The organism is Streptomyces hawaiiensis, from assembly GCF_004803895.1.
Lineage (GTDB): Bacteria > Actinomycetota > Actinomycetes > Streptomycetales > Streptomycetaceae > Streptomyces > Streptomyces hawaiiensis.
Map to the genome: position 1 here is coordinate 3,202,397 of NZ_CP021978.1, position 12,317 is coordinate 3,214,713.

Here is a 12,317-nt window from a genome sequence, read left to right on the forward strand (position 1 = left end):
ATGAGGGCTCTGCACATCATCACCGGCCTCGGCACCGGCGGGGCCGAGCAGCAGTTGCGCCTGCTGCTGCGTCATCTGCCCGCCGACTGCGACGTCGTGACGCTCACCAACCCCGGTGCGGTCGCCGAGGGCCTTGCGGCAGACGGCGTCCGCGTCACGCATCTCGGCATGGGCGGCAACCGTGACCTGGCCGCGCTGCCGCGTCTGGTCCGGCTGATCCGCGCCGGCGGCTACGACCTGGTGCACACCCACCTCTACCGGGCCTGCGTCTACGGCCGGTTCGCCGCACGCGTGGCCGGGGTCCGGGCGGTGATCGCCACCGAACACTCCCTGGGCGACTCACAGATGGAGGGTCGCCGGCTGACCGCAGGGGTGCGCGGGCTGTACCTCGCGAGCGAGCGGCTCGGTTCGGCGACGGTCGCCGTGTCCCCGACGGTGGCCGAGCGCCTGAAGCGCTGGGGCGTGCCCGCGTCCCGCATCGAGGTCGTCCCGAACGGCATCGATGTGGACCGCTTCCGCTTCGACCCGGAGCGGCGCGAGCGCGCCCGCCGGCACCTGGGCCTGCCGGAGGATGCCTGGGTCGTGGGCGGTGTCGGCCGGCTCACCGTGGGGAAACGGTTCGACGTCCTCGTCCGCGCGCTCGCCCTGCTTCCGGACGAGTGCCGTCTGCTGCTCGTGGGCGGCGGGCCCGAGGAGGACGCCCTGCGTCGCACGGCCCACGAGGCCGGCGTGGCCGGCCGCGTCGTCCTCACCGGCGAACGCCCCTACGTGCCCGACGGCTCACCCGGCCCGGACCTGCCGTCGCTCACCTCGGCGATGGACCTGCTCGCGTCCCCGTCCACGGAGGAGGCGTTCGGTCTGGCGGCCGTGGAGGCGCTGGCGTCCGGACTGCCCGTGCTCTACGCCTCCTGCCCGGCCATCGAGGATGTACGGCCGCCCACCGAAGGCGTCCGGCGGGTGCGCGGCGGCCCCGAGGAGTACGCCCGCGCGATCGCCGAGGTCCGCGCGGCCGGCGCCCGGGCACGCACCGCCTCGGAGGTCGCCCACCACTACAGCATCACCCACTGCGCGGCCCGTCTCACGGACGTGTACGCGGCAGCGGTCTCCAGTTCGCCGTCCCTCTCACCCATGGGAGCCACCTCCTCATGACCGACACTCCGACCCGTCAGCGCCGCTGGTCCCCGGCTCGTCTCAGGGGACTTCCCCTGTGGTCCGTGCTCGCGGCCGGGACCCTCGTCGGGGGTTTGCTGGGCGGTTCGTACGGCTTGCTCACCCCCGCCACGTACACGGCCACGAGCTACGTCATCGCCGTACCCACCGGGAAGTCCACGCCGGACGCCGCCCTTGGGTTCGCTCAGGCGTACGGCAGGGTCGCCACGCAGCTGGCGGTGCTCGGGGACGCGCAGGTGTATGCGGGTGTACCGGTGCGCACCCTGCAGCGCAGTGTGCGCACGGCGACGTCACCGGACGCGCCGATGGTCGCCGTCTCGGCCACCTCCTCGCGCCCCGGCCTCGCCGTCGACATGGCCAACGCGGTCACCCGATCGCTGACCCGCCACGCGGACGACAGCAGTGACAACACCAACGTGCGGCTCGTGCCGTTCTCGCGGGCGGTGGAGCCGAACGAGCCCACGTCCGCGTCGCCGGCGGTGACCGGTCTGGTGGGGGCGAGCGCGGGAGGTCTGCTGGGCGGCCTGGCCCTGCTGGCGCGGCCCAGGAGGAACGGCCAGGACGACGAGCCCGCCCCGGCCCCCTCGGTGCCCGGCCCGGCCGCCGCCGCCGATGTGCGCGGACAACGGTGACGACGGCGGGCCCGGCCGGACACGGCACCGGGGAGCAGGGTTCCGCCGGGCTGGCGAATCACCACCAGTCAAAGCGGAGGCAGAGCTTCCCGCCCAGCCACTCCTCCACCCAGCTGCCCAGGTCCAGCGGCGTGCAGTCCGCCGGGGGCGGCGTTGTGCCGGGCGGGGTCGGCTTCGGCGTAGGTGTGGGCATGAGGGGCGGGGTCGCCTGGTCGCTGCGGCCGAACAGGGCGGACCGGTAGAGGTGGGACGACTTCGGGTTGGCTGCGCACTGCCACACACCGTGCGGGCAGTAGTCGGTCAGCGTGTTGTAGAGCGGCCTGTGTTCCTCCATCCAGGCGAGCATGCTCCTCATGTACTCGGCGTTGTCACCGTTGCGGAAGAGGCCCCATTCCGGATAGGAAATGGGTTTGCCGTGAGCCTTCGCGAAATCCACGTGGTGCTGCAGCCCGTAGGGCTCTTTCACCTGTTCCTCGAACGACATTCCGGCCGGCTGGTCGTAGGAATCCATGCCGATGACGTCGACCGTGTCGTCCCCCGGATAGCATTTCGTCCAGGGCACGGCGTCCTGGCCACGGCTCGGCGTGAAATCGAACTGAAATTTCTGGCCCGGCACGGAACGCATGGTGGTGACGATCCTGTTCCAGTACTTCTTCCAGGCCTCCGGGTCCGGCCCACAGCGATGGGTGTACGTGGTGCCGTTCATTTCCCAGCCGAGCACGATGACCGTGTCCGGCACCTTCAACTCCACCAGCCGTTCGGCGAGGACCCGGAAGTGGTGATCGAATTCCCCGGCCGCGCCCTGCCGCAGCAGCTGCCTGACCTCCCGGTCGGAGACACCCTCCTCGTTGCGCTCCTGCATGGGGACGTTGAGGACCAGCATCCGGTCGGCCTTCTTGTTGCGCCAGTGCGCCCACACGTCCAGGAAGCCGGGGGCGCCCTCGATGTCGCGCCAGCGGTGTCCCGGCAGATAGGTGTGGCCGACGCGGAGCTCCGTACCGCCCAGCCAGTGGCTGAACAGCGGCATCCGGGCCACGCCACGGGCGTCGGACTTGAGGAAGACACCGAAGGCCGGGATCTCCTCACCCACCGACGGGGTGGTGACCGGGGCCGGCGCCGGAGGCTGGGTGACGGCCACGGGTGCGGCGGCCGAGGGCGTGGCCCCGGGGGCCGCCGGGGTCGGCGCCGGAGCCCGGGGTTCGGCGGCTTGCGCCGCCCCCACCCCCGTCACGGTGCCGGACACCAGGGCGGCCGACGCGGCGACCGCTGCCGCGCCCCAGGCCAGCCGGCGGACCCCCGCCCGCTTGTGCTGTGGGTCCATGCCTGCTCCTTTCTTCGCTCTCGTCCGGACCACTGCCGCGATTTTCATTATTGACGGGCAGTCATATGAAGTCAGTCACAGAAAAGCCAGGAGCGCTACCGTCGTTGCGGCTTTCGAGTGCTGGGCTCGCCCGTGCGGGTGAGCCGATCGAAAGGAAAGAGAGAATTCGTGTCGCTGCTTGACATCCGCGTCCCCGCTGTTGTGCTGCGGATCGACCGGAATCCTTTTCACCACGGAACGCTGGGGGCCGTGCGTTCGCTCGGCAGGGCGGGAGTGGAGGTACACGTCGTCGCGGATACCGCGGAAAGCCCCGTCGGCGCATCGCGTTACGTACGTCAAATGCATCCCCCGCCGCTCCCGGAAGCGTCCCCGGAAGACATTCTTGCCGTGCTGCGCCGCGTGGCCGACCGGATCGCGCGGCCCGCCGTCCTGGTCCCGATGGACGACGCGAGCGCGATCGCCGTGGGCCGGATGCGGGACGAGCTCACGCCCTCCTACCTTCTGCCCGCTATGCCGAGCACCCTGGCCGAGCGCGTCGCCGACAAGGCGGAACTGGCCGCCGTGTGCGCGTCCGCCGACGTCCCGCACCCCGAGACGCTGATCCCGGACAGTCCGGCTGAGGTCGCGGTCGCCATGCGGCGGCTCGGGCTGCCGGTGGTGGCGAAGTGGAGCCGTCCCTGGCTGCTGCCGGCCGGCAGCGGGCTGCGCAGCACGGTGCTGGTGCGGTCCGTACGGCAGGCCCGGGAGCTGTTCCTGCGCACCGGGGAAGCGGGCAGCCGGCTGCTGCTCCAGGCGTACCTGTCACCGGGGCCGGACCGGGACTGGTTCTTCCACGGCTACGCCGACCACTCGGGCAGCGTGCGCGCGGGCGGGCCGGGCCGTAAGCAGCTGGCCTGGCCGCGGGTGGCGGGGCTGACCGCGGTGGGCTGTTGGACGCCCAACGCCCAGGTGCAGGCGCTGGCCGAGCGTCTCACCGGCGAGCTGGGCTACCGGGGCATCTTCGACCTCGACTTCCGCCGCTGCGGCGCGACGGGCCGCTACCACCTGCTCGACTTCAACCCGCGCGCCGGCGCCCAGTTCCGGCTCTTCGCGGACAGCGCGGGCCTGGACGTCGTACGGGCCCTGCACCTGGATCTGACGGGCCGTTCACTGCCGGCCGGGATCCCGATGGCCGGGCGGACGTTCGTGGTGGAGAACTACGCGCCGCTGGCGGCGCTGCGTGCGGCGCCGGGTGGGCGCGAGCTGGCCTGGTGCGCCGCGGACGACCGCTCCCCCACGCGGGTCATGTGGGCCCAGTGGTGCCGGCACGCGTCCCGCCGGCTGCGTGAACGGCTGGGCGCGACGGTGGCGCCGACGCCCCGGCTGATCCCCCGGGCAGCCTCGCCCTCCCTGACCGACAACGAGAAAGCGAGCAGTTGATGGTGTACGACCTTCTTGTGGTGGGCGCAGGCCCTTACGGTCTGTCGATCGCGTCCCACGCCGCGGCCGCCGGGCTGAACCTGCGCGTGTTCGGCCGGCCCATGGCGTCCTGGCGGGACAACATGCCCCGCGGCATGTTCCTGAAGTCGGAACCGTGGGCGTCCAACCTCTCCGACCCGGCCGGGCAGTGGCGACTGGACGTCTACTGTGCGGAGCACGACCTGACGGCACGTCATGCGAAGCCGATTCCGGTCGAGGCGTTCGCGGAGTACGGCCTGTGGTTCGCGCGCAACGCCGTGCCGGGGGTGGACGAGCGCACGGTGATCCGGGTGGCGGCCGGGCCGGGCGGTTTCACGGCGGTCACCGAGGACGGGGAGGAGGTACAGGCGCGGACGGTGGCCCTGGCGGTCGGTGTGATGCCGTTCGTCGAGGTACCGCAGGCACTGCGGGGACTGCACCCCGCGCTGGTGACGCACAGCAGCCACCACAGCGACCTCGACCGCTTCCGCGACAAGGACGTCACGGTGATCGGTGGCGGGCAGGCGGCCCTGGAGACGGCGGCGCTGCTCGCCGAACAGGGCACGCGTGTCCGTGTGCTGGCGCGGGCTGAACAGCTGCGGTGGAACGATGTGCCGCCGCCCTGGGAGCGCCCCTGGTACCAGTCGGCCCGCTCTCCTCACAGCGGCCTCGGCCCCGGCTGGCGGAACTGGTTCTACTCGGAGCGCCCGAACCTCTTCCGGCGGCTGCCGGAGCCGACCCGGGCGCGCATCGCGACCACGGCGCTGGGGCCGGCGGGTGCGTGGTGGGTGCGGGACCGGGTGGAGGGCGTGGTGGAGCTGCTGCCGGGCCATGAGGTCACTGCGGCGTGCGCGGTGCCGGGCGGGGTACGGCTGGACACGGCGAGCCGCGCGGGTGCCCTGCGCAGCCTGGAGACCGAACACGTCATCGCCGCCACAGGGTTCCGGGCGCGTTGCGACCGGCTCGGACTGCTCTCCCCTGAGTTGCGCGGAACGCTGGCGGCACTGCCGGACGGCTCCCCGGAGGTCGGGCGCAGCTTCGAGTCCTCCTACCCCGGCCTGTTCCTCGCGGGCCTGGTGACGGCCTCGGGCTTCGGCCCGGCCATGCGCTTCGTGCAGGGCGCGTCCTTCACGGCGTCGACACTCGTCCGGGGAGTACGCCGCCGGCTCGGGGCGTTGCCGGTGGGCGGGATCGTCCCCGCTCCGGTGGACAGCAGCCGGAGCGAGTCGCCGTCGCCGGTACACGGCTGACGGGGAACCGCGCGGTGGCCCACGGGCCGCTGACGGCCACAGCGTCGTCGGCGGCCCGTCCTTGCTGCCGAACGGCGTCGAGCAGGCACGTGTGCCGGGACGGCCGACACCCCCCGGACCTCGGTCGACGGGGGGTGCGGTGGTGCTGTCCCAGCTAGCGGGACAAGGTGGTGCGGCCGCGGCGGTACATCATCACTCCGCCCGCGATCAGGACGGCACTGGCGGCCGACGCCGCCGCCAGTGCCTCGCTGCCGGTCTCGGCCAGCTGGGGCAGCGTGCCGTCCTCCTTCTCGGCTTCTACGGTGATGGACGAGTCCTCGCCGTCCCGAGGCGTGGAACGCGGCGCCTTGCTGTCGTGCGGGACGGAACCGTCCTTGGCCGGGGGCGTCCGCTCCTCGTCCGTCGACGGGGTGTCGTCGTCGCCGTAGCCGCCGTCGTACGAGTCGTTCTCGCAGCTGTTGTCGAGCGCGTCGTTGAACAGCGCGCCCCCGTCGACGCTGTTGCCGCAAGCGTTCACGGGCACGTCGAGCGGCACCTGCACGTTGTTCCCGGACAGCACACCGGGGGAACCCTTCACGACCGCTGACGCGTCCGCGCCCGCGTCGTGGTCCTTCGACTTGTGCGAGGTGTTGATGCAGGAGTTGCCGAACGCCGTGTTGAGCGCCGCGAGCACGTTGACGGTGTTGCCGCACAGGTTGACCGGCACGTCGACCGGCACCTGCACGCTGTTCCCGGACAGCACACCAGGGGAATCCTTCGCCACTCCCGACGCGTCGGAGTCAGCGAGGGCGGGGCTGCCGTACAGGGACAGAATCCCCGTGGCGGCGGCCGCCGCGAACGCTCCCTTACTCAGGGTCTGTCGCATTGCAGTTGTCCTCCTGCTTGAAAGAATTGGGGCAGTCGGCCTCGGAGCGGAGAGCCACATCCATGGCCGGCGGTGTGGCGGCATGTACAGGTCGCAGCGCTGAACAGGAATCAGGCGTGCCGAATGCCGGCTCGCGGCACAGGGGCCGTCACCGGCACATCAATGGCAGAAGCGGCGGCCGCCGCAGCGATCATTGCCTCCTTGAGCACTGCGCGTTCCTTTCTCGTGGCGCCGCATGCTCTACTGCCACATCAACCGGGTGCAGGAGAATTGGTTCCGCAGGTTCACCCGGTTGGCCCGCGTCCCCTCCCGAAGGGCCGGGCCGGTGTTCAATCCCGCTGCCGGTCCGCCCGTTCGATGGCCTGGGCGAGTTCGCGCACTGCCCTGTCCTCCGTGGTGTCGGACAACGCGCGGGCGTGATCGGCGAGTCCGGACAAGCCGGCCGGGGCTCCTGGGAGGCGGTCAAAGCGGTCGTCTCGCGACCGGAGGGCGTCGGCGAAGTAGGCCGCCACCGCGGTGACCTGGAAACGGCTGGGGGCGGCGCGCAGGGAGTCGTGGAGGGCGTCGGCCTCCAGGTCGCCGGTCTCCTCGTGCGGGTCGCGGGTGCCGGGGTCGAGCCAGCGGACGGTGGCGGTGGCGAGATGGCCCTCGGCGCCGGGCTCGGTGCGCACCGCGTACAGGGCGGTGACGGTGTGGCCGGGGCCGACCTCGCCGCCGTCGACGCGGTCGTCACGGAAGTCCTCGTCGGCGACGCGGCGGTTGTCGTACCCGACGAGGTGGAACTCCTCGACCGTCTCGGGGTCGAAGGCGACCTGGGCCTTGGCGTCGCGGGCGGTGAGGTCGACGTTGCGCGGGAGTTGCTCGGAGAAGACCTTGCGGGCCTCGTCGGAGTCGGACACGTAGACGGTGTGGCCGTCGCCCTTGTCGGCGAGGTTCTCCATGAGGGCGTCGCCGTAGTCGCTGCCGACTCCGACGCCGAAGAGGGTGATGCCGTGCTCGCGGCGTTCGCCGGCGATGCGCTCCAGGATGGTGTCCGCGTCGGTGTCGCCGGTGTTGGCGAGGGCGTCGGAGACGAGGACGACCCGGTTGGTCGCGCCCTCGCGCAGGCCTTCCACGGCCGTCTCGTAGCCGGTCTCGACGCCCGCGCCGAGGTTGGTGGAGTCCTGGGTGTCCAGGTCGGAGATGGCGTCCTGGACCTCGTCGCGGTTGCCGTCGAGGCGGGTCATGGGCAGGACGGTCTCGGCCTCGTCGCTGAAGGTGACGAGCGCGACCGAGTCGTCGTCGCGCAGCCGGTCCGTCATCACGGCGAGGGACTCCTGGGCGAGGTCCAGGCGGCCCGGTTCGGCCATGGAGCCCGAGACGTCGATGACGAAGGTGAGGGCGGCGGGCGGGCGTTCGCCGGCGCGTTCCGTGGTGCGGGTGGCGAGCCCGACGCGGACCAGGGACCAGTCCTCGTCGTCGGTGCGGGCGCCGTCGACGGTGACCGAGAAGCCGTCGCCGTCGGGGCGTTCGTAGTCCTGGCGGAAGCTGTTGACGAACTCCTCGGGGCGGACCGTCGACGGGTCGGGCAGCCGGCCGTCGGCCAGGGCGCGGCGGGCGTAGTCGTAGGAGGCGGTGTCGACGTCGAGGGCGAAGGTGGAGAGGTGGTCGGGGTCTTCCCGGCGGTCGTACCGTTCGTCGGCGTCCTGGCCCTGGGCGGGTGCGGGCCGGCCCCCGCCGGGGTCGTGGCGGTCGGCGGCCTTGCTGTCCGCGCCGGTGTCGGCGCTCCCGCCGCACGCGGTGAGCAGCAGGCCGCTCGCGGCCGTGAGGGCGAGCAGCGCTGTTCGTGTCCGGAACCGCTTCATGGTCCGTACCCCCTGCATCCGTTGGCGTCGGCTTCTTGCGACTGTGACGGCGCAGGGGGCCCGAACGTGCGGTACGGGGCGTTGCGGAAGCGTCTCGAAGCGGCTACGGGGGCGGGCTTTCGAGACCGGTGGGTGATCCTCCGTTGACCCGTCCGTTGGCTTGTCCGTCGGACTAGGAGACGACGTCCTTGCGGGCGAAACCGCGGAAGGCCAGGGCGAACAGCACGAGCGCGTACGTTACGGAGATCGACGTGCCCTGGATCATGTCCGACCACTCCAGCTGAGGCCGGACGGCGTCGAGCCAGGCGTACTGCCAGTGCGCGGGCAGGAAGTGGCGCCAGTCGCCGAGGGCCGTCACCTCGTCCAGGACGCTGCCGATGATGGTGAGGAACACCGCGCCGCCGACCGCGCCGAGCGGGGCGTCCGTCCGGGTCGAGAGCCAGAACGCGAGCGCGGCGGTGACCAGTTGGGACACCATGATGTACACGACCACGATGAGCAGGCGCTGGGCGGCCGTGCCGGTGGGCAGGGTGCCGCCGGTGGGCAGCTGGAGCGGGCCCCAGCCGTAGGCGGCCGTGCCCACGACGAGGGCGACGATCGGGAGCAGGACCATCGCGGCCAGGCTCAGGCTGAGTCCGACGGCGAGCTTGGACCACAGCAGCCGGGCGCGGGGCACGGGGGCCGCGAGCAGGTAGCGCAGGGAGGACCAGCTGGCCTCCGAGGCGACGGTGTCGCCGCAGAACAGGGCGACGGGGATGACTAGCAGGAAGCCGGCGGCCGAGAAGAGGTTGACCGCGGCGAAGTTCGCCCCGGATGCCGTCGCCGTGTCCATCAGGTTGACGCGGTTGTTGTTGCCGCCCGGGTCGCCGCCGACCTGGAAGGCGATGAGCAGGATGATCGGCAGGGCGAACAGGACGCCGCCCATGACCATCGTGCGGCGCCGCTTCAGCTGCCGGACCAGCTCGACGCGGAAGGGCAGGGTGCGGCCCGCGCGGTAGCCGTCGGCGACCTCGACGGGCGGCTCGGCGAGCGTGCTCATGCTTCGGCTCCGATCAGGGTGAGGAAGGCGTCCTCCAGGCGGCGGTGGGGTCCGACCGAGGCCACCGCCACGTCCAGCCGTACGAGGTCGGCGACCAGGCGCTGCGGGGTGCCGTCGGCGTCGAGCTGGACGAGGAGGCCCTCGTCGGTGCGCACGGCCGAGACGACGCCCGGCAGGGCGGTGACCTTCTCCACGACGGGCTCGTCCACGGGCGTGGCCGTGCCCACCAGGAGCGTGTCGCCCGAGCCGACGATGTCCTCGACCGGGCCCGCCTTGACGAGCCGGCCGTGGTCCATCACCACGAGGTGGGTGCAGGTCTGCTCGACCTCCGCGAGGAGGTGGCTGGAGACGATGACCGTGCGGCCGGCGGCGGCGTAGCGGATCATCACCTCGCGCATCTCGCGGATCTGGGGCGGGTCGAGGCCGTTGGTCGGTTCGTCGAGGATGAGCAGGTCCGGCAGGCCGAGCATGGCCTGGGCGATGGCGAGGCGCTGGCGCATGCCCTGGGAGTAGGTGCGCACCGCGCGGGCGAGCGCGTCGCCCAGTCCCGCGATCTCCAGGGCCTCCTCCAGGTGCGCGTCCTCGGCCGGGCGGCCGGTGGCGCGCCAGTACAGCTCCAGGTTCTCGCGGCCGGACAGGTGCGGCAGGAAGCCCGCGCCCTCGACGAAGGCGCCGACCCGGGAGAGGACCGGGGCGCCGGGGCCGATGGCGTGGCCGAAGACGCGGATCTCGCCGTCGTCGGGCTTGATCAGGCCCATCAGCATGCGCAGGGTGGTCGTCTTGCCCGCCCCGTTGGGGCCGAGGAGGCCCAGGACCTGGCCCTTGTCCACGCGGAAGGAGAGGTCCTTGACGGCGTACCGGTCCGACGCCTTCGCGTAGCGCTTGGTCAGATCGGTGATCTGGAGGGGTACCCCGGCGAGTTCGGGGTCCGGCGGGGCGGGGGCGGCCGTGCGGCGGCGTCCGGTGATGATCAGTGCCAGGGCGATGCCGGCGCCCGCGAGCGGCAGCCACCACACCCACGCGGGCAGCCCTGCCCGGGTGGCGCGCTGGCCCAGGGCGGAGGGGACCGACAGGTCGCCCTTGAGGGAGGCGGTGTACGTCGCCGGGGCCGTCGGGGAGGCGTAGCCGAGGTCCGTCGAGGCGAGGACCAGACGCAGCCGGTGGCCGTCGTCGATCTCGTGGTCGATCGCCGGGAGCGTGATGCGGACGTCCTTGCCGACCTTGGCGCCCTCGACCCTGATGGGCGTGACGAGCTGTGAGGGCAGGACCGGCTGGGTGCCGCCGGGGCCGACGTCGTAGAGCTTGGCGAAGAGCACGGCGTCGTCGCTGGTGGACTTCACATGGACGGTGGCGGTGGGCGAACCGGTGATCTGCAGGTCCTCGCGCTGCGGCGCCGACTCGAACGCGGCGAACTGGCCGGGGAAGTCCAGCGAGATGCCGATGCCGAGCGTGGAGAGCTGGCTGAGGCCGCCGGCGCCGCCGAGGCCGGGCAGGGCGGAGACACCGGGCGGGCTGGCGCCGGGCGGGTTGTCGAAGGTCTGCTCGCGGCCGGCCAGGGCGATGGAGCGCTGCTCGCTCTCCAGGCCGGGGTAGCGGTCCGAGGTCACTCCGGTCAGGCGGGGTTCGCCGTCGCCGGAGCCCATGCCGAGGGTGCGGGTCACGCGGAAGGCGGGGCCGGTGTCGGCGCCCTTGTCGTCCTTCAGGTAGCGGTCGAACCAGGACGTCACACGGCCCTGGACGCGGCCGGCCTCCATGTCGCCGCCGTCGTGGCCGCCGGCGATCCAGTCGACGTCGACGGGGGCGCCGTTGGCCCGGATCGCCTTCGCGGCCTGGTCGGCCTGGCCGAGCGGGAAGAGGGAGTCGGACTGGCCCTGCATCAGCAGCGTCGGCACCTTGATGTTCTTGCCGACGGCGGACGGCGAACGCTCCTCCAACAGCTTGCGCGCCTGGGCGTCCGGTGTGCCCGACTCGGCGACCCGCTCGTACATCCGGCACAGCGCGGGCTCGAACTTCTCGCAGCCGCCGCCGGAGTTGACGAAGATGCCGGCCCAGAGCTTTTTGAACACGCCGTTCGGGAACAGGGCGTCGGCGAGGTTCCAGTAGGTGATCGACGGTGCGATGGCGTCGACACGGGGGTCGTGGCCCGCCGTGAGCAGCGCGATCGCGCCGCCGTAGGAGCCGCCGGCCATGCCGACGCGGGGGTCGCCCTTCTTGTCGAGCTCGACCTGGGGCTGCTTCGCCAGCCAGTCGATGAGCTTGGAGACGTCGGCGACCTCGCCCTCGGGGTCGTTCAGGCCGATCTTCCCGTTCGACTTGCCGAAGCCGCGGGCCGACCAGGTCAGGACCGCGTAGCCGTCCCGGGCAAGGTTCTCGGCCTGCTGCCGTACGTCGTTCTTGCTGCCGCCGAAGCCGTGCCCGAGCAGGACGGCGGGGCGGCGGCGGTCTCCTCCCGAGGTGAAGTACGAGGTGTCGATACGCACCCCGTTCCCCATGTCCTGGACCCGGTCGGAGCGGCGGACCGGGGGCGTCTCGTCGTCGGCGACGGCCGTCCACGTTCCCGCGCCCGCGAGGACGACGACGGCGGCCCCGGCGGCGAGCAGCCTCCGGGGCCCCCGAAGCAGCCCGTTCAGTCCGGGCAGTCGAAGATCCATGCGTCAACGGTACGGGGTGAACCTGTCGAACAGGTGTCGACCGGAGACCGAAGTGCGGGGCCTTCCAGGGGTGTACACGGAGTTTGCGGCGTACTGCGGGTGGTGTAC

General features: G+C 72.2%; 9 protein-coding genes. 4 read left to right on the forward strand and 5 right to left on the reverse strand.

Annotated features, from left to right (window positions below; all coding sequences use genetic code 11):
- Both CEB94_RS14700 and CEB94_RS14705 read left to right on the forward strand, forming a co-directional pair.
- A complete protein-coding gene (locus CEB94_RS14700) occupies window positions 1-1,149 on the forward strand; it encodes a glycosyltransferase (protein WP_175432653.1) in 1,149 nt (382 codons plus the stop codon).
- Window positions 1,146-1,802, forward strand: a complete 657-nt coding sequence (locus tag CEB94_RS14705; protein ID WP_175432654.1) for a YveK family protein — start codon at window positions 1,146-1,148, stop codon at window positions 1,800-1,802. The genes CEB94_RS14700 and CEB94_RS14705 overlap by 4 nt, the downstream gene beginning before the upstream one ends.
- A 58-nt stretch (window positions 1,803-1,860) precedes the next feature.
- Here CEB94_RS14705 and CEB94_RS14710 read toward each other — a convergent pair whose 3' ends face one another.
- Window positions 1,861-3,123 (reverse strand): glycoside hydrolase family 26 protein, encoded by a 1,263-nt coding sequence (locus CEB94_RS14710; protein WP_175432655.1) that lies wholly within the window; start codon window positions 3,121-3,123, stop codon window positions 1,861-1,863.
- Window positions 3,124-3,291: 168 nt separating this feature from the next.
- Here CEB94_RS14710 and CEB94_RS14715 point away from each other — a divergent pair, with 168 nt between their 5' ends.
- The gene (locus CEB94_RS14715; protein ID WP_175432656.1) at window positions 3,292-4,542 is read left to right on the forward strand and encodes a carboxylate--amine ligase; all 1,251 of its coding nucleotides are present in this window, start codon (window positions 3,292-3,294) and stop codon (window positions 4,540-4,542) included.
- Window positions 4,542-5,810: an NAD(P)-binding domain-containing protein gene (locus CEB94_RS14720; RefSeq protein ID WP_175432657.1), complete on the forward strand. Its 1,269-nt coding sequence runs from the start codon at window positions 4,542-4,544 to the stop codon at window positions 5,808-5,810. Before CEB94_RS14715 ends, CEB94_RS14720 begins: the two co-directional genes overlap by 1 nt.
- Before the next feature lie 154 nt (window positions 5,811-5,964).
- On the opposite strand, the gene CEB94_RS14725 is transcribed toward CEB94_RS14720, so the two are convergent.
- The 4 genes from CEB94_RS14725 to CEB94_RS14740 form a co-directional block, all read right to left on the reverse strand.
- The gene (locus CEB94_RS14725; protein ID WP_175432658.1) at window positions 5,965-6,675 is read right to left on the reverse strand and encodes a chaplin; all 711 of its coding nucleotides are present in this window, start codon (window positions 6,673-6,675) and stop codon (window positions 5,965-5,967) included.
- Window positions 6,676-7,004: 329 nt separating this feature from the next.
- The gene (locus CEB94_RS14730; RefSeq protein ID WP_246111801.1) at window positions 7,005-8,519 is read right to left on the reverse strand and encodes a vWA domain-containing protein; all 1,515 of its coding nucleotides are present in this window, start codon (window positions 8,517-8,519) and stop codon (window positions 7,005-7,007) included.
- Window positions 8,520-8,691: 172 nt separating this feature from the next.
- Window positions 8,692-9,558, reverse strand: coding sequence for an ABC transporter permease (locus tag CEB94_RS14735; protein ID WP_175432660.1), 867 nt, complete (start codon window positions 9,556-9,558; stop codon window positions 8,692-8,694).
- Window positions 9,555-12,209: a CocE/NonD family hydrolase gene (locus CEB94_RS14740; protein WP_175432661.1), complete on the reverse strand. Its 2,655-nt coding sequence runs from the start codon at window positions 12,207-12,209 to the stop codon at window positions 9,555-9,557. Before CEB94_RS14740 ends, CEB94_RS14735 begins: the two co-directional genes overlap by 4 nt.
- Window positions 12,210-12,317 lie beyond the last annotated feature (108 nt).